Below are 18,698 nucleotides of genomic sequence, written 5' to 3' on the forward strand. Positions count from 1 at the left end.
TTATTACTTTGTTGAAACCTTATCTATTGTGTCAAACATCTGGACGAAAGTCACCCAAGGCTGGAATTGTTCCTCGTTTGATTTATTGTTTGAAGCCATGTAATTCTCCAGTCCGTCCATAAACCCATCAGCACTGGACCAAACGGTTAATATCACTCCTTGAAACCGATTTTTCATTGCTTCAGTTTGGAATTCCCTCCACCTAAACATGTCCTTGACTTGCTGGACACCCACCTCAGGAGTCTTCCATGCACAACTGATCACATCGAAACCTTTCATGGCAAACATTACCGGCGTTTGATCCGGCCTCTCGTAATGCCAATCACAAATCACCACATCTTTTGGAATCATGTCAATGGCTCTATGGGTGTTGTTCATGCTTGCTTCCCACATTCCTATGCCTGTGGTTTTACCATCTATCAACCTATCCCCCCAAATCCAAAGCTTTTTTCCTTGGGCATGGAGGTGGTTTCTAATATTGCTCACCTCTCCCGCAAATAGCTCGGCTGCATCTCTACCATTGCATCTGGGGCATTTATCATCTGCAATGTAAAACACCTCATCCAATCCTGCATGAAAGGCATCTGTTTCGAATACATCCACTATTTCATCCACCAAGTCAAAGACTATGTCATGCACTCCAGGATGTAAAGGGCAATAGCTTTTACAATACAAGCCCTCTTCATTTGGCCATTTGTAATCGGCAGGTATTGCTACATGAGGAGTCTCGTCAAATTCAGGATAAACCTCTAATAAATTCCCAAGTGACCCAGCCCAGGATTGATGTCCTAAAAGGTTGATCTGTGGCACCAATTGAATCTCATGCTTCTTGGCTACGGCCACCATTTTCTTGACATCTCCTTCGGACAATGTCACTTTATTCCTAAGCTCCGGATGGCTTTTAAAGGCATAATTATAATCTACCCTTAGGATCAACACATTGACACCTCTAGGTGCCAATACTTTCTCCATAAATGTAACAAAGCGATCGACATCAGCTTTTTGAGGGGCTGCTATGGCAAATCCCCTTACCGGTAAATCTCCCTTTTCAATTTCCTGAGGAAATGCCGATTGAAACAAAAAAAACATGCCTAATAGCAATACGATTCTCTTGAATATTCTCATGATTTTGCCATTTGCTAAGGATCAAATTTTCAAGCGGAAACCTTTTTTCTCCATCCAGCCAGTAATTTGAACAATAATTATAGCATAAATTAATGACTTATCAATTTCTATCCAGCCAAATCTCAGAAATTCAGGCCGTATTATTCCACTAAATATCAAGACAGCACAATGAAAATAAGGCTAGTATAAATAAAAAGGCTGGGAAAATCACATCGGATAATCCCAGCCCATCTATGTTTGCCGGCATATGTAAAAGCCATTTAGGGACCGCTGTTAGGGCCCACAAGTCATTTAAAAAATCATGAGAAGCATGGTCACAGCCCTAATAACACCCTTAACATTGTCTCGGGGCTTTTTTTAATTAAATGACAATACTATTTGTTCTATTTTCTTGAGAAGTCGTCCTGAACACGGACAATATCTTCTTCATCTGAAGGCTTGGTAGGATCGGTGTGCATCCATATTTCCGCAACTACTCCCCAATTACCCATTCCAACGAGGCGATGTCGCTCCCCTTGTTTCAACCTTTGAACCTCTCCTATCTTCATCTCTTTCAATTCGCCTTCAGTATCATCCTCGCTGGTGATTAGCCCACCTTCACCTGCTACCAATTTCCAAATTTCAGCCCTCCTGTGGTGGTATTGCCATGACAATCTTTTGTCTGGGCCAACCAATAATATTTTAGGGCTCAATTTATTTTTTAACTGCTCCGGAGACAAGTCGACTTCGGGGAAAAACTTTTCCCGAAATTCACTTATTTGATCTTCATTGATAACGAAAAAACCTCCCCATGGTCGGCTTTCATCCTTATTTACAATTTGCAATCCGCTGGCGGCCAACCACTCATCAACCGTTTTAAAAATAGCTGTCTTGGATAATTCTTTCTCTATTTTCATTCTATTCTATAAATTAAACAAAGTATTAAAACTTCCTTATTCTAAAAACTCCCAAAAGATAATAAATAATTTTTCAGTTTCCTTCAAATAAACTTGCCGCACCTATCATCGCAGCCTTTTCACCCAACTTGCTTATAAAAATTTCCGGGTTTGATGAATGGGCAAGCAACACCCTCTTTACTTCCGGCAAAAACAAATCAGCCGCTTTCACCATATTGCCACCTATTACAACTTTATCAATGGCCTTTCCTTCCATTTGCATCAGCATTAGCTCAGCCAGGTTTTGGCCAAACTCCTTCAATACGTTCAAAGTTGCTGGTCTCAAATCGGGATAGGAAAGTAATGTTTTCAAACCATCTACCTCAAGGCCATGTTTTGCTTTGGCCCATTTCACGAAAAAAGAGGTGCTGATCAAATCTTCTGCAATGCCGCCTTTAAAAGGAACCGACCAAAAGGCTCCATCTTCTGCCATTTCTCCAAATTTATAAGACCCTCCCAAGCCAGTACCTAAAGTAACGCCCATCAACCTTTCGGTCTTAGGCCAGCCTGCTACAAAAGCCTCCCCTTGTAAAAAAGCAGCGGCATCATTGATGAATTTAATATTACCGACTGGTAGATTGAGAAGAGGCGAAAGTTCTTCCTTAAGATTGAGTTCATAAAGAGAACGGTATTTGCCTTGGTCAAGAATCAAGGAAATGCCTTCCTCATAGTTAAACGGAGCTGGCATGGCAATCCCCAAGCAGGTATCTTCAGTAACTCCCAAAGATAAAATACATTCCGTCCAGGCATTCAGAATCTCCTCCTTCGAACCATGAGAATCTACAGGAAACCTTGAAACCTTTTCATCAAGAATACTTAGGCTTTGGTTGTCCAGAAGCCCTGCACTAATATGGGATCCTCCGATGTCTACACCAACAATCTGTTTCATTTTAATCTTATTTCTTTTATCTAATGACTTCTTTGAAGCCTTCTTTTTTATGAAATGCTGCAAATTCAAAATCATTGACCGCTCTTTCTCTTAAGAAGTCATTTCTTGTAATCGCTTTTTTGAGGTTTTCATAAAGCTTCCCTTCTTCTCCATTTCTTGCCGCTATAAGCGCCAAACCATAAAAAGGAAAGCCATTCCCCATATTTTGTATGGCACTTTCTTCGAATTGAATTGTCGCATTGTAATGATCACCTGACAAAACATTGGCCAGCCCCTGATTAAAGAGGTTCGTTGGATTTTGTGCTGCTTTATTTAAATGGATTACCGCTAATCGATAATCCCCATTGAATATCGACACAGCACCCAAAGCCGCTTGGTGAATCTTTATAAGTTCATCCGAGTTGGTAAGGGAATTTGCTCTATAAAAGCTAGTGTAGGCACTAAATTTATCCTCCCACAACCAAAAAACAATCCCTAAATTATGTGCTGCATACGGATTTTCAAAAACCCCATTAGACCTATTAAAAGCGAAGAGGGCATTTTCCAGCAACTGGTTTCTATCTTTATTATTCTGAGTTCTATTGGCTCTGTTGGTGAAAACTACCCCTAGGTTATTGTAGGAATAAGCACTGGGATAGACTTCTACCATTGCCCTCAAAAGCTCCTCTTTTTCGGACCAGCCAGGCTCCATATTTAATGCTCGTATATAATCTTTCTCAGATAAAGTATCTGCAGGAACGGTACCTGAGCGAATACTTCTTGCCAATATAGAAAGCTGAAGATTAGACACCTCATCAAATCCCCCCATAGATTGGGCATTTGTGCGCTCGAAACGTTTTAAAACATCTCGATCCACTTGCGCATAATGAGCAAGCGCTTTCATTTTATTCTTTTTATAGGTCCCGTCCCCAGGCCCCTCAATTATGGCTAAAAATGGTGCTTTTGCAGTAAAGGGAATGCCACTGTAAGCAGTGAATATTTTCGCCAAATCCTCCCAACTATTCTCATAAAGCATCCCCAGGGTTTCTGGCTCGCTTGGTTCTGCCCATAAGCCTAATACCGGATATTGCTCCTGCCCCCTGTATTGCCCAATTTGAGAAAGGGAAGCAGTTGTAATGATACCCTGGGAAATTAGCACTTCATCCGTTTCCTGCTGAGAAACAGATTGATTGTTCAAGATCGCTCCTCGAGCAACCAAGGAACCTTTTTCCATGCCGGCTACAAATGGCATAGTGAAACTTTCTTTCAGTTTTACTCCCGAATAAACATCCAACGTATCTCCTTTAACCTGCATCTTTTTATCAAAAGTATACGTCTCATTACCATATTTAAAATAGGGAGACAAAACGTACGTCTCATTCTTCAAAAGCATTGCATTAGGCAAAGCAACAATCAAACTAAACCTTACTGAGTCCCCAAGTCGCTCGAGTGCATTTGGTTCCAAATAAATTTTTTGGTTATCCGCTTTTTTTTTAACTTGTACTACGTTACATGAATAGCTTGCTATAGTAGTACTTAGAACAAAAAAAGCAATAATTTTTTTCACCACATTCATAGGTTAACCAATTTATTATCAATAAGTTGTTGTATGTTTGAATTTTAGAACATTAAAAATTGTCGTAACGATGGAAAATATAAAATTATTCTTCCAAGAAAGAGCTTTCGGTGTTTGCTCAAAATTAGGGGAAAAAACTTCATTTCCCTATTGATAGCATTCGATTGTTTTTTATATACAGTTCATTTATCACATTGGGCTCCCCCATCATTGTTTATGTAAGTCTTGGGATGCTTATGAAAATAAGGACTTATTTGAGACGGAAGAATAACCCAGTATTATTCGATTAATTTAACTCGGAATATTTTTTCTTTCCTTTCAAATAATAAGACAGTATTATGGAATAAATTGGACTCGTTTTGGCTGATTTAAAACCTTTTACTTTTTTAAACTTACGATAACGCAATGCCTCTCTCTTAGAAAGGAAGTCTGCATAGGCGCTAACTACAGCCCAACTGTGCGAAAAGCCCTTGGTAAACAACAAATGCATCATTGCTCCAAAATCCATTACCAACCTCACACAGAAGACTTTAATAAAACTATTAAATTCCAGATTGCTTTTCAGCATGTAAAGACTATTTCTGAAATTGAGGTATGTTTTAAAGGGGTTGACCTGGTTCAAGGTACCACCACCTAAATGGTAGACACTTGATTCTCCACAATATTGAATTTTATATCCTTCGTTCCTCATTCGCCAACAAAGGTCTATTTCCTCCATGTGTGAAAAATAATAAGGGTTAAATCCACCTAACTGGTGAAAGATTGATGCGTTTACACAAAAACAAGCGCCTGAAGCCCAATCCAAATCAATAGAATCGTTGTATTGGTTATGGTCTTCCTCCAATACGTGAAGCACTCTTCCCCTGCAAAAGGGATATCCCAAATGATCCAAAAAGCCTCCCCCAGCTCCAGCGTAGTCAAAATACCCTTTTTTGACAAGAGAAAGAACCTTGGGTTGACAAGCCGCTACTTCTGGCTTATCAGACAGAAAGGCAACCAAAGTCCGGTCCCAATTGGCGGTGACTTCCACATCAGAGTTAAGCAGTAAGTAATAAGAATACTCACCTTTCAACTCTTCTAAACCAAGATTATACCCTTTACTGTAACCATGATTTTCACTAAGTAAAACCAACCTGATATCAGGGAAATTAGCTCTAAGAAAGGATAGGGAAGCATCATTGCTCCCATTGTCCACGATTACAATATCGAATAGGCTATTGTTGGTCACTTGGGGCAAGTATTGCCGAAGCATGGCTTCCCCATTGTAATTTAAAATAACAATAGCAGCCTCTTTCATTAAACCATATTTCCAAAATCCATACCTGGAATATTGGGCATCATTCCGGCAGTAGCACTACCCATTTTTTCTTTGATCTTGACATCTATGTTTTCAAGGGCCTTATTTGTAGCACCCACTATAAGGTCCTTCATCATATCCTTGTCTTTTTCATTGATAAGACTAGGATCAATTTCAATATCCAACACCCTACGCTCTCCGTTCACAACTACCTTTACCATACCGGCTCCAACTTCTCCTTCTGCACGTAAATGCACCAGTTCAGCTTGAGTGGCTTTGATTTTGGCTTGAGCGTCCTTCACCTTGTTCATTATATTCATCATGTCAAACATATCCTTCGCTGTTATTTGTTTTCATTAATTTAACTTAGTCATGGAATTGGAAATCAAAGCACCAATCATCAGTAAAGAGCTAGCACAATTATCAAACCAACACATCACATTTGACTCATTTTATCGATACCTTTATTCTAACGGTCACTTTATCTTTTCAATAAGCTTTTCCAGTGTCAGACTTTCTTGTTCTCCACTTGTCATGTCTTTCAGACTAATGGTTTTGTTTTTCAACTCGTCCGATCCTAGAACCCCTACAAAAGGGATTCCCTTTTTGCCGGCATAGTTGAATTGTTTTTAATTTTTACCAAGTCAGGATAAATTTCAGCAGCTATCCCTTCTCTTCTTAAAGCAGCTACAATACCCAAACAAGCATCCCTTTCTTCTTCCCCAAAATAGGCCAACATGATTTTGGTCCGCTCAACTTCATCATCAGGGAACATATCTAATTCTTCCAATACGTCATAAAGTCTATCGACACCAAAGGAAAAACCAACACCTGAAACGCCAGGAAGACCAAAAACTCCCGTTAGGTCATCATATCTTCCACCTCCACTAACAGAGCCAATGCCTACACCATTGACTTTCACTTCGAATATGGCTCCTGTATAATAAGACAAGCCTCTGGCCAAAACAGGATCAAACACTACATGGTTTTGGTTTTCACCCAACTTGTTCAAGTTCTCAAATACCTCTTCAAGTTCAGCTATTCCTTTTAAACCTATCTCGCTTTTCGCCAGGTATTTCTTTAAGAACAATAGCCAATCCTCGTTATTATTGTCATTTTGAGCGATTATGGGTGACAGGGTTTCAATTGCACCTTCAGAAAAACCCCTTTCTTGCAATTCGATTTTTACCTTTTCCCAACCGATTTTATCCAATTTATCAATCGCTACGCATAAATCAGACTCTTTGCCAGAAGCGCCAATTACTTCTGCAATTCCTGTAAGGATTTTTCTATTGTTGATCTTAATGTCAAAGTCATTAAGCTTAAAGTCTGAGAAAACCCTTTTAATCATACAAAGAATTTCTGTTTCACAGATAAGGCTGTCTGTGCCCACAACGTCTGCATCGCATTGGTAGAACTCTCTGTACCTCCCCTTCTGGGGGCGATCCGCTCTCCAAACAGGTTGCATTTGAAAACGTTTGAAAGGATAAGTTATTTCGTTTTGGTTCATGACCACGTACCGCGCAAAGGGTACAGTGAGGTCATAACGCAATCCTTTTTCTGAAATTCTTGGAAGCACCTTACTTTCACCGGCGTTAAAAGTATCGGTATCTACTTTCTTTAGAAACTCTCCGCTGTTAAGAACCTTAAACAAGAGTTGGTCTCCCTCATCGCCGTATTTGCCAGTCAAAGTACTTAGATTCTCCATAGTAGGGGTCTCTAACTGCTGGTACCCATATAACTTAAAGGTATCCTGAATGGTATTGAAAATATAATTTCTGCGCGCCATTTCTTTTGGGCCAAAGTCACGCATTCCTTTAGGTATACCTGGTTTTTGTTTGCTCATTCTCTGGAATTTTGCCCAAAGTTAAAAATTAAAAAGTATATGGAGGATATTCCCAGGGCAATTTGAAAGCTAAATTCAACTTCTTTAATTATTTTATGTGATTATTTAATATTTTACTTACCTTTGCCCATCATTTCAAGCGAGAACAATAAAACAAACAATACAATGGCTGTTACTACTTTAAAAAGAAAATTAAGAAGAAAAAGACAGGCACAGAATGCCAGGGTACAAACTATCAAATTATTGAGTGCTCAGCCTGTCCTCAAAAAATGTAGATGTTGAAGAAATTAAAAAAGGATTTACTTCAAGTAAATAAATAATAAAGGAACCCGATTTTAATCGGGTTTTTTTATATCCTCCCTCTTTTTCCTAGCTCTATAACTTTTAGATTTTTGATGGTTTTATCCAAATCAAAAGTCAACATGGTTTTAATTTGATGAAAACCATGATTTCCAACAGCGCCAGGATTCATATACAAGACGTTCAACTCTTTGTCAAGCATCACTTTGCAAATATGTGAATGCCCACAGACAAATAGGTTTGGTTGATGTGATTTTATTTTAGCTTTCACTCCTTTCGCATACCTTGGTGGTGTACCACCGATATGTATCATAAATACTTTCACGCCCCCACTTTCAAAGACAAGCTCTTCGGGAATTTCTCTTTGCAGGTTATGGTCATCAATATTACCATAAACAACCCTAAGCAAAGGCTTCTTTGGTAACAACTCCAGTACCTCAGGGTCTCCTACATCTCCCGCATGCCATATTTCGTCAACCTGCTCTAAAGTCTTGATTGCATTTTCAGGAAGACTACTATGTGTATCACTTATGAGGGCTACTTTCACCATAAAAATAAATGTTTGATCTGTTTCAGCAACAAAACAAATTCAATTGTCCTTGAAAAACAAGAATAGCCACCTAAGGTATTGGATTTAATAGAAATTTGAGCTTTTGATCCAATGATTAATTACCGTTTCAGGAAAAACTAGATCAACATTAATTGGGTTTAGGCAAACCACACACATAAGAAAACGGCTGATTATGAAGCGGTTTCAGCGGAATTCTAAATAGCTACCACTATCTTTGGATTTGAAACTTTGGCTTCAGGTAAAAAGCGCTAGAACAACTTTCAACGCGGCACATGCTCCCATTTTAACACTTAAATTTTCGAATTGAAATTTAAAATCGCAAGAAAACGACCTTAAAAAGATGGCAAACTTGGTAATTGAAAGATTCCTTTCTATTTTTACGAGGATAGAAAATTTTGTATATAAATGAAAGAAATACAATTCAGAGATGCCATTCGGGATGCTATGACCGAAGAAATGAGACGCGATAAAAATGTGTTTCTTATGGGAGAAGAAGTTGCTGAATACAACGGTGCGTACAAAGCTAGCCAGGGAATGCTGGATGAGTTTGGACCGGATCGGGTATATGACACTCCTATTTCGGAACTTGGATTTTCAGGTCTTGGTGTAGGTGCTGCTATGAATGGTCTGAGGCCCATAATAGAGTTTATGACATTTAACTTCTCATTGGTAGCAATGGATCAATTGGTGAATTCAGCAGCTAAAATGCTGGCCATGTCCGGAGGCCAATACAGTGTTCCCATCGTTTTTAGGGGACCAACAGGGAATGCAGGACAATTGGGAGCCACTCACTCTTCAAATTTTGAAAACTGGTTTGCCAACACTCCTGGTTTAAAGGTAGTGATACCGTCAAATCCATATGATGCCAAAGGTTTGCTAAAGGCTTCTATTAGAGATAACAATCCTGTTATTTTCATGGAGTCAGAAGTGATGTATAGCGATAAAGGAGAGGTACCTGAGGGTGAATACTTACTTCCTTTAGGCATTGCAGAAATCAAAAGAAAAGGAGATGATGTAACCATAGTCTCTTTTGGCAAAATGATGAAAGTAGCTTATGAAGCTGCCGATGAATTGGCCAAAGACAACATTCATGCAGAGGTAATTGACCTGAGAACGGTAAAACCAATTGACTACCCTACTATCATCGCATCGGTTAAGAAGACCAATAGATGTGTGATCGTTGAGGAAGCCAATCCAGTTGCAGCCTTATCTGCTGATATTGCTTACAATATTCAAAAACAAGCTTTTGATTATCTTGATGCACCAGTAATTAGGGTAAATTCAATGGATATACCTTTGAGTTATTCTCCAAAGTACATTGAGGTTACTTTACCAAATGTAAAAAGGACAATTGATGCTGTGAAGTCTGTTACTTATAATAAGAAGTAATTAGAATACTCAGTTATACGATAAAATTTAAGCAGTGCCAATGGCACTGCTTTTTTTATTTTACCTAACTTTTATAGCTTCACTTAACTGTCTATGAAGGTGTTGACTGTCAATTTTGTGAATCCGAAAAAGCCCAAGGGGGTGTAATTTTAGTCAAGGGCTTGCCCCCTGTTTAAATAATTGAACGTTAAATGATTATGGCGGTATTGTTGCTTTTATTCTGCTACAATTATGACAAAATCTCAAGCTAAATCAGCTTCAAAACGTTACTTTTAAATGTAGTCAAATCCAGCACTATTTTGTTGGTTTAACAGCAGATTTATACAATTCTTCATATAAAAAAAATGGCTGCAAAATCATTCATTTTGCAGCCATTTTTTATTCCGGTTTCCGGTATATCGTTTTCACTATCACCGTCTTTTCATATTTCCTCCAAGTGCGCCCAAAGCTTTTTGAGCACCACCCATTTTATTCATCTGCTTCATCATTTTCCTCATATCAGAAAACTGCTTCATAAGGTTATTGACTTCTTGTATGGTTCTTCCACTACCATTTGCAATTCTTTTCCTTCTGCTACCGTCAATAAGGGAAGGATTCCCTCTTTCCTGTGGGGTCATACTTCTGATGATTGCTTCTATAGGAATAAAAGATTCATCATCAATATCCAAGCCTTTTATAGCTTTGCCCATTCCTGGAATCATCCCCAATAGGTCCTTGATATTACCCATCTTTTTAATCTGATCCAGTTGAGAAAGGAAGTCATCAAAATCAAATTGGTTTTTCCTTATTTTCGCATTCAGGCGTTTTGCTTCATCTTCATCAAATGATTGCTGTGCTTTCTCTACCAATGAAACCACATCACCCATACCCAAAATCCTTTGGGCCATACGATCAGGATAAAACAGGTCAAGATTTTCCATCTTTTCACCTGTTGAAATAAACTTGATAGGTTTATTTACTACGTGACGAATTGAAATGGCAGCACCACCTCTACTGTCACCATCAAGCTTGGTAAGTACAACCCCATCAAAATCCAACCTTTCGTCGAAAGTTTTTGCTGTATTGACGGCATCCTGCCCGGTCATTGAATCGACCACAAACAAGGTTTCTGAAGGTTTCAGGCTTTCTTTTAAAGCTGAAATCTCATTCATCATCACCTCATCAACAGCAAGACGACCTGCAGTATCTACGATGACGGTCTTTTTACCTGTCTTTTTGGCGTATTCTACCGCATTGGTAGCTATTTCTAATGCGTTTTGGTTGCCAGGTTCTGCGTAAACTTCAATTCCGATTTGTTCACCAAGTGTTTTGAGCTGTTCAATCGCTGCAGGGCGATAAATATCACAAGCAACTAATAAAACCTGACGACCTTGTTTTTTCAAGTAGGTCCCCAATTTCCCTGAGAAGGTAGTTTTACCAGAACCTTGTAACCCTGAAATCAAAATAACTGAAGGATCTCCTTTTAAGCTAATCTCCTCCTTTGCGCCCCCCATTAATTGGGTCAACTCTTCCTGCGTGATTTTAATTAGTAACTGACCAGGGGAAACGGCTATCAACACATCCCTTCCCAAGGCTTCCTCCTTAATCTTGTCAGTAACCTCTTTGGCTACCTTATAATTCACGTCAGCGTCGATCAGAGCTCTCCTAATTTCTTTTACCGTGGTAGCTACATTTATTTCTGTAATCTTCCCCGTGCCTTTTAAGGTTTTAAAGGCTCTGTCTAATTTAAAACTGAGATTATCGAACATGTCATTTTTGTTTTGAATCAACAAAAATAGCCATTTTTTTTAAGCAAGTCAGTCTAAAACTGCAAAAGAATACGTACATTTTATAAAATTCGTTATAATTACAAATGTCATTATAACGAATTTTGACTGTTTCTCAAAAAGACAAAATGTTGCATTTAGTATACAAAAATACCCTGATCAGGGTATTTTATTGATCAAAAAAATGTCGTTACTTACAAATTCAAATTAAACAGTATCAAACAATTACAATTTTAATTATCATTTGTTCATCAAAATAACTCAAATAATGATAAAAGACCAGATCCCGCTTTTTATTCCTATCGGAAATTTTTCTGACCATTGTAACAGCCTTGATGGAAGAAAACTATTGCCATTGATTCACCTTATTCAAGAAATGGAATTGAGGTTTTATAAAACAGAGAAATTTCTCGGAATCCATGATTTGAGCGGTATAACGCTTAATGCTATTGGTTTAAATGGAATTCATGTTAAGTTATTAGACGCCGTATTGAAACTAAGATTAGTGCCACTTTTCGATTGGCTATCTTGGAAAACTGAAGCCGAAAGGTATTATCAGGATCCATCTTTGCTAATAGGTTTGGATACAGTTACGCTTGGTAAGGTAATGACTGTCTTGCTTAGATCTCAAACAATCTATGGTCCTACATTTCTTGAATCCAAGATAAAAGACAGGTTTGTACTTACACTACTTAAAGCCATCGTTCATTCTTTAGATCAATCTAGTATTTCAGGTTATTTAAACACTGACATCGTTGATTAGCTCAATTAACAAATAACTAGTACTATATTAATCTATATAGTACGCAATTTTTTATGCTTAACGCCCTCTATTTTTTTTAATTGGCCTTAAAATTGCAAGGGTAATTAACACTAATTTCAAATTGTTTACCACGAAATGCAAAAGCTATAAATAAGATGAATTTAACACTGCTAAATCTGTTGGTGGTGTAATCCAAACGCATTTTATTTTCCGTAAATCTCTAAGAAAATTACCCGGGCTTATAACCACCAATCCCAAGCCTTCTTAGGATTGGTGCTTTGACATGAAAAACCAGTTGTTTTTCTTCTTCCACCTACCAATTTAATAAGGAAGCAAAAGGAAAAAATGAAGTAACTGATTTTAAAATGGTTACATCAAGCCGGACAACAGTAATTGCATATTTCGAGTTAAAGAATAATTAGGAACCCCAAATTGATTGATTACAATCATTTTGGATCTATAGGTAAAACCAGTGTTAATGAAAATCCAAAAATTAGTCCTTTCACATCAAAAGAATGTGATTACCATATTTTTGTTCCTGATAGGAATTGGTTTTCAGTTCAGTTTATCGGCGCAATCAACCCCTTCAGTGAAGCTTGAAAAGGTAGATCCTTCCTGTTCTGGAAATGGAGCTTTGACTGCTTTGCTTGAAAACGTAAACAATTCGGGGAATTTATCCTACAACATATTTATCCTTCCTGGAGAGACCCTTTTAAATACAAATCAAAACGGTGTTTTTGATGGTTTAGAGGAAGGATCTTATAGGGTAACTGCAAACTACACCATAGAAGGTGCTCCACAAGAGACTTCATCAGAAATAACGCTTAATACTGTTTTTGAGCCCTTGTCTTTCACTGTACTCTCTAATAGCCTGTGTGAAAGCGACCTGGGAAGAATTGAAGTAGTTATTCACTCTGGAACACCAGCCAGTTTTCAATTATTAGGGCCATCCCAAAGAGCCCCACAAGAAAGCCCGGTATTCGAAGACCTTGAGGCGGGGAATTATACTATTATTGTTACCGACGATTGTGGTGACAGACTTTCACAATCTTTTGAAATTCAGAAAGCAGAAATTTTTATTGACCCGGGTTATCAGCAGTTTGAGAATGCTTTGAATAGTTGTGAAGAGATAAGTGTTGGTCATCTTGTAAAATCTATCGGAACAGCTATCGCCTACCCGCTTCAGGTAAACTATTCGATCTATACTCCTGGGGGAGCTATTGAAGAGATTAATAAAGAGATAGTAAGTGGTGATCCTTCAGAGAATGTAATTTATGGAGACCTTCCTTTTTTTACGATCAAGCCTATAGTTATGACATTACCGTGACGGATAATTGTGGGCAAACCTCCACATTGGAAGGAAACGAAATAGATCGAAAATTGACCATTTCCAGTGATCTGTTATGGGGTGCAGGATTGTGTGGGAAAAGACGTCTATCTATTAAGCCTTCAAATTTTACCGCTCCATTCACTATAAATTTCACCGACTTTCCAGCCGGGTTCGATCCTGTGACTTACAATTCTGGGTATCCAGGCCCTTTTGATGAGGAAAATGTTTTTTTCGGATCTACTGAAATGCCAATACCTGCAGGGAACTATGCTTTCACCTTAGTAGATGCCTGTGGTAATTCAGCAAGTATTTCAAAAGAGCTACTAGATGTACTAAGTGGTCCAGGAGCGACAGTTTATAAAGGCTGTGGTCCAGACATGGGTTCACTTCAATTGAATAGTTTTGATTTCGAGTTCACCAAAGTGGAATTGACAAAGGCACCTGCTTCCTATACTGGCACAGTACCCGTAGATGTAAGTCAAAATATAAGTTTTAGCATCGACCCTAGAAGGTTTTTCATGAATAACCTACCTGCTGGCGAATATGAATTTACCTCTTCGACCAGTTGTAAAACCACGCACCTTACCAAGGTCACCATAGAAGGTGTCAATGTGACTGAAAATAAAATTGAGGTCACTGAAAACTGTGGAGCTTTCAACCTTTATTTAAAGCATGAAGACAATCTGAATAGCAATCAGGCACCTCTCTTCGGTATCCAAAAATTTGATCCTGTCACAAGCAATTGGACTCATCCGGTAACGGGTCAAGTTTATAACCCCGCAGACGAATTAAGTAATGAAAACGCTGTTTTAATGGTCAACGGTGCTTCTAATATTAATCAAAACTACTCCGGAAAGTTGAGGCTTGTTAAATCAATGCGTATCTGGAAAAATGGAGAGGACATGGTTTTAAACAGGCCACAAACCACCTATTGCCTTGAAACCCTAAAACATTTGAAATAAAAGAAAAAGCACCTTCAATAGCATCAACACCTTCAAATGCAGTGGAGACAGTTATGAGCTGTCTATAAATGCTGATGGTTATCTCCCTATCACCTTTAAAATCGTGGAAAAAGATGGCTTACCATTTGTGATTGACAATGGTGAAGACCCTCTATTTAAAGGGCTGGAATCCGGCAGATACAAACTTCAATTAGAGGATGCTTGCGGCAACCTAACCAATACTTCCGTCCAGGTTAGAGGTGAAAACTTGCCTAAAATCATTCCCGAAAACCTCTGCGAGGGAGAAAATGGAGCTTTGTTAGTTAAAAACCTGGACTTCCTTCAATTTGAATGGTACAAAGGTGGTGCCCCGGACATTATTTTAAGTACTGGTCCACGCCTTGAATTTTCACCATTTAGTTTGGTTTCCCAATCGGGGACTTATTATGTAAGGATTAGTGATGACAACCCTGAATCTTGTGTCAACAAAACCCTCGAATTCAACATAGATGCCTCGAGTTTAAATCCTAAACCAGGTGAAGGACAAGAAGTAGAGATCTGTAAAGGAGAAATTGTAAACCTATTTGATTTTTTAGATGGGCCTTATGACAATTATGGTACCTGGAGCGAAACAAGTAATAGCGGCGGGCTAATTGACAATACCTGGTCATCTTCTGATTTGGAGCCTGGAACTTATACTTTTGACTACCTAATTACAGGCATTTGTTCTGGAGAAAGAAGCACGACCGTAACCATAAACCTAGCTGAAGTTCCTGACGCTCCTCAAGGCAATCCTACCCAGGAGTTTTGTAGCCCAGGAGCCTATACGTTGGCTGACTTGCAAGCAGAAGGCACTAATATTCAATGGCACTTGACCCCGCTGGGAGAGGCTATACTACCTCCAGAAACAACCCTTATAAATGAGGTGACCTATTATGCTACCCAGTCAAATGGCACCTGTCTCTCTGATGAAAGACTAGCCGTAAAAGTATTTATCTATTCAGAAGTTCAGGACAACACCATTTCTGGGGAACAAACCATATTCCAAATGGAAACACCTGAAGAAATCATTGGTACTACTCCTCAAGGAGGGTCAGGAAGTTTCACATATACCTGGGAGAAAAAAACAAGTACCTCCGAATGGGAGCTTATCACTGGAGCAGAAGGGGAAAATTACACTCCATCACCATTGTTAGAAACTACCAGCTTTAGAAGAACTACTTCAGATATGGTCTGTGGCGATTTCGTAAGTAACGCTAGTACTATTACAGTCGCGGTTGCACCTATCATGGCAAATGATGATTCCTTTGGCCCACTAAAAAATTATGAACCACATCTTTTACCATCGATCTTGTTGAATGACCGCCTTAAGAACGAACCCATACTACCTGAAAGCATTGTTATTAGCATCCTAGACATTAGAGATAAAGAGGGAAATGCCATCGAATTAGACTTTCAATTGGATGAAAATGGCAATCTTTCTTTACCTGAGGACATCGCTCTTGAGACTTATACCATCCGATACAACATTTGCCAAAAAGAGGTGCCGGAAAACTGCAGTGAGGCAAATATCACCCTTGAAGTAGTTGGAATTTCACTTGAAGCAGTGAAAAACATTGACAGAACCCAAGCTTTGCCGGGAGAAATTGTGAACTATGCGATCACCATCAAAAACACTAGCGCCTTCACTTTAGAAAACATTGTCCTAACAGAGATTCTTCCGGAAGAATTGATGGTTTTGTCAGCAAGCCCTGAATTAAGCCCTTCCAATACTTGGGAAATAGCGACCCTTGCTTCTGAAGAATCTATGGCGTTAACTTTAACAATAATGCCAACTAAAGACGGAAACTTCACCAACGAAATAAACATAAATGTTGAGAATTATAACCAAACGATAAGCAGTGATGAATTGCAGGTAAGGCCAAAAATGATCGACATGAGCATTCAAAAATCTTCCTCTAGCACTTCGGTTAACGATGGGGGTTCGTTTGACTATCAAATAGTCGTAAGTAACAATGGTCCAGATCCAGCGGACAATATCAAAATAGTAGATTTCCTACCTCCACAATTAAAATATGTCAATGCTTCCCTAACTTCAACCGGGCTATTTTCCTCCCCAATATTCTCACAAGAAGGAGAATCATTAATTTGGGAAATACCACAATTCGCAGTAGGAGCGACACTTCAAATCACCTTAACAGTAATTGCCGTTGAGGATGGGAGAATCAGTAACAGGGCTGAAGTAAGTGCAGATGGAAAGGATGTACAACCTGAAAACAATACTTCCATTGAGGTAAAAACCATCTTACCACTATTTATTCCAAATGTCATCAAGCCGGATGGCGATGGGAAAAACGAAACCCTTATCATCAGGGCATCACATAGATTTGAACGCTTGGAATTGATATTATTTAATCGATGGGGGGACATCGTATATGGATCCAAAGATTACCAGAACGAATGGTCTGCCGAAGGTTTATTGGCTGGAACTTATTATTATCAGGTAATAGGTGTAGATTTTGATAAGAAAGAAAAAAATACAAAGGCTGGATTCAGGTGATTAAGTAAAATATGAAGCCAAATAATTTAAATAGCATTCTTATAATTTTTGGTGTATTTGTCACGCTGACAAGTGTGCGTGCCCAACAATTACCTCAATACAGCCAATATGTATTTAATGGTGTGCATGTCAACCCTGCCTATGCCGGTTATAAAGTAGAGCCATTTGTACAGGCAACATACCGAACTCAGTTTAGTGGTTTTGAGGGAGCTCCCCAGACTTTTTCATTGGCTGCAGATATGGGAAATCTGGATGAAACAATGGGTTTTGGGATAAACATAAATGCTGACCAGTTTGGGGCCAGCGAAATTCAATCCTTATTACTCACCTATTCTTACAATGCTCAAATATCATATGAAAGCTTTTTAGCAATGGGTGTCAGTTCGGGCTTCACTTCCTATGGCCTTGATGCAAGTCAATTTCAGGCAGATGACCCTAGTGACCCCGGCATCCCTCAAGGCAGTATCAATGCCATTACACCCAATTTAAACCTAGGGATCTTTTTTCACACTCCTGTCTTTTTCACAGGTTTGAGTGCTTATAATTTAGTAGGGCAAAACATTTTAGAGAATAAAAACCTAGCTGTGGCAACCCACAATCCTCATTTTTATTTTCAATTGGGAGCTTTATTCCATTTAACGAGCGAGGTATACTTTAAACCTTCCGTACTTGTCCGTGAAGACCTAAATGGCCCCACGAGTTTTGACATCAATGCCATGTTTTTGTTGCAAGAGAACTATTGGATTGGCACTTCTTTCCGGTCAGGGTTAACTAAAAACCAGGCAACCATTTCCGAAATATCGGGAAACAGAACTGCCCTCGCTTTGCTATTTGACATCTTTATTACCGACGAACTCCGTATGGGTTATGGATACGATTTCAATTTGAACAGTAAGAGCAATTATACCAATAACAGTCACGAGATTTCTCTTGGATACTACCTCAATAACAAATGGCTCAAGCAGCGCAATCAGAGAAGATTTTAATTTATCGGCAGACAAAAGTTTTTTCGCTTACTTTCTACCATTTGAACGCTTAAGTTTTAAACAGTAAGTATTTGTTTTAAAAAGCCACAATGACTTTTGGCTCATTTACTTCGTAAAAGTATCAGTTCTTGAAGTGCCCTTCCAACTAATCCTTTTAAAAACATTAAAATACCATTAGATTAGACGTTCATTCAAAGCAGGAATATTGATAGTTGTATTTGTTTCTTTAAGTGATTTTAATTTGACTTTCAAGTCTAGAAATAACCATTACACTTTTCCAAACAGCCTTGATATACTGTTTTTTTTCAAATTAAAATGCTTACTAACAGGAGCTAGGACTAGAATTTCTCAATTGGAGTTGAGATGAGACCTCTCTCTAAAACATCAATGAGCAAGCTTAGTTTTGATTTTTGAATTAAGACAAAGGGATAACATGTTCCATAGG

Annotated in this window: 14 protein-coding genes and 2 pseudogenes; 7 read left to right on the forward strand and 9 right to left on the reverse strand. The window is 38.6% G+C overall.

Annotated features, from left to right (window positions below; translation table 11 throughout):
- Positions 1-3 precede the first annotated feature (3 nt).
- The 4 genes from ADICYQ_RS12575 to ADICYQ_RS26050 form a co-directional block, all read right to left on the reverse strand.
- Positions 4-1,125, reverse strand: coding sequence for a family 20 glycosylhydrolase (locus ADICYQ_RS12575; protein WP_020888794.1), 1,122 nt, complete (start codon positions 1,123-1,125; stop codon positions 4-6).
- A gap of 383 nt (positions 1,126-1,508) precedes the next feature.
- Positions 1,509-2,021 carry a cupin domain-containing protein gene (locus ADICYQ_RS12580; RefSeq protein WP_020888795.1) on the reverse strand — a complete coding sequence of 171 codons (513 nt, stop codon included), beginning with the start codon at positions 2,019-2,021 and terminating at the stop codon, positions 1,509-1,511.
- 73 nt (positions 2,022-2,094) lie between these two features.
- Positions 2,095-2,949: an ROK family protein gene (locus ADICYQ_RS12585; RefSeq protein WP_020888796.1), complete on the reverse strand. Its 855-nt coding sequence runs from the start codon at positions 2,947-2,949 to the stop codon at positions 2,095-2,097.
- Positions 2,950-2,965: 16 nt separating this feature from the next.
- On the reverse strand, positions 2,966-4,495 hold the full coding sequence (locus ADICYQ_RS26050) for a TPR end-of-group domain-containing protein (RefSeq protein ID WP_146948292.1): 1,530 nt from the start codon (positions 4,493-4,495) through the stop codon (positions 2,966-2,968).
- Positions 4,496-4,574: 79 nt separating this feature from the next.
- On the opposite strand from ADICYQ_RS26050, the pseudogene ADICYQ_RS28600 reads away from it, so the two are divergent.
- Positions 4,575-4,794: pseudogene (locus ADICYQ_RS28600) on the forward strand (PspC family transcriptional regulator).
- Here the strand turns inward: ADICYQ_RS28600 and ADICYQ_RS12595 are convergent.
- The 4 genes and pseudogenes from ADICYQ_RS12595 to ADICYQ_RS12610 form a co-directional block, all read right to left on the reverse strand.
- Positions 4,791-5,801, reverse strand: a complete 1,011-nt coding sequence (locus ADICYQ_RS12595) for a glycosyltransferase family 2 protein (protein ID WP_020888798.1) — start codon at positions 5,799-5,801, stop codon at positions 4,791-4,793. The pseudogene ADICYQ_RS28600 and the gene ADICYQ_RS12595 sit on opposite strands and share 4 nt — an antisense overlap.
- Positions 5,801-6,133, reverse strand: a complete 333-nt coding sequence (locus tag ADICYQ_RS12600; RefSeq protein ID WP_020888799.1) for a YbaB/EbfC family nucleoid-associated protein — start codon at positions 6,131-6,133, stop codon at positions 5,801-5,803. Before ADICYQ_RS12600 ends, ADICYQ_RS12595 begins: the two co-directional genes overlap by 1 nt.
- A 144-nt stretch (positions 6,134-6,277) precedes the next feature.
- Positions 6,278-7,647 (reverse strand): annotated as a pseudogene (hisS, locus tag ADICYQ_RS12605) (histidine--tRNA ligase).
- A gap of 349 nt (positions 7,648-7,996) precedes the next feature.
- A complete protein-coding gene (locus tag ADICYQ_RS12610; protein ID WP_020888802.1) occupies positions 7,997-8,497 on the reverse strand; it encodes a metallophosphoesterase family protein in 501 nt (166 codons plus the stop codon).
- A 426-nt stretch (positions 8,498-8,923) separates the two neighbouring features.
- Here ADICYQ_RS12610 and ADICYQ_RS12615 point away from each other — a divergent pair, with 426 nt between their 5' ends.
- Positions 8,924-9,907, forward strand: a complete 984-nt coding sequence (locus ADICYQ_RS12615) for a pyruvate dehydrogenase complex E1 component subunit beta (protein WP_020888803.1) — start codon at positions 8,924-8,926, stop codon at positions 9,905-9,907.
- 410 nt (positions 9,908-10,317) lie between these two features.
- On the opposite strand, the gene ffh is transcribed toward ADICYQ_RS12615, so the two are convergent.
- On the reverse strand, positions 10,318-11,655 hold the full coding sequence (ffh, locus tag ADICYQ_RS12620; RefSeq protein ID WP_040416064.1) for a signal recognition particle protein: 1,338 nt from the start codon (positions 11,653-11,655) through the stop codon (positions 10,318-10,320).
- A 286-nt stretch (positions 11,656-11,941) separates the two neighbouring features.
- Here ffh and ADICYQ_RS12625 point away from each other — a divergent pair, with 286 nt between their 5' ends.
- From ADICYQ_RS12625 to ADICYQ_RS12645, 5 genes are all read left to right on the forward strand, one after another.
- Positions 11,942-12,436, forward strand: a complete 495-nt coding sequence (locus tag ADICYQ_RS12625) for a DUF6508 domain-containing protein (protein WP_020888805.1) — start codon at positions 11,942-11,944, stop codon at positions 12,434-12,436.
- A gap of 478 nt (positions 12,437-12,914) precedes the next feature.
- On the forward strand, positions 12,915-13,763 hold the full coding sequence (locus ADICYQ_RS12630; protein ID WP_040416066.1) for a hypothetical protein: 849 nt from the start codon (positions 12,915-12,917) through the stop codon (positions 13,761-13,763).
- Positions 13,760-14,728: a hypothetical protein gene (locus ADICYQ_RS12635; RefSeq protein ID WP_040416069.1), complete on the forward strand. Its 969-nt coding sequence runs from the start codon at positions 13,760-13,762 to the stop codon at positions 14,726-14,728. Before ADICYQ_RS12630 ends, ADICYQ_RS12635 begins: the two co-directional genes overlap by 4 nt.
- A gap of 103 nt (positions 14,729-14,831) precedes the next feature.
- Positions 14,832-17,267 (forward strand): T9SS type B sorting domain-containing protein, encoded by a 2,436-nt coding sequence (locus ADICYQ_RS12640; RefSeq protein WP_020888810.1) that lies wholly within the window; start codon positions 14,832-14,834, stop codon positions 17,265-17,267.
- Positions 17,268-17,278: 11 nt separating this feature from the next.
- A complete protein-coding gene (locus ADICYQ_RS12645; RefSeq protein WP_020888811.1) occupies positions 17,279-18,253 on the forward strand; it encodes a PorP/SprF family type IX secretion system membrane protein in 975 nt (324 codons plus the stop codon).
- Positions 18,254-18,698 lie beyond the last annotated feature (445 nt).

Origin of the sequence: Cyclobacterium qasimii M12-11B (assembly GCF_000427295.1) — a bacterium.
Lineage (GTDB): Bacteria > Bacteroidota > Bacteroidia > Cytophagales > Cyclobacteriaceae > Cyclobacterium > Cyclobacterium qasimii.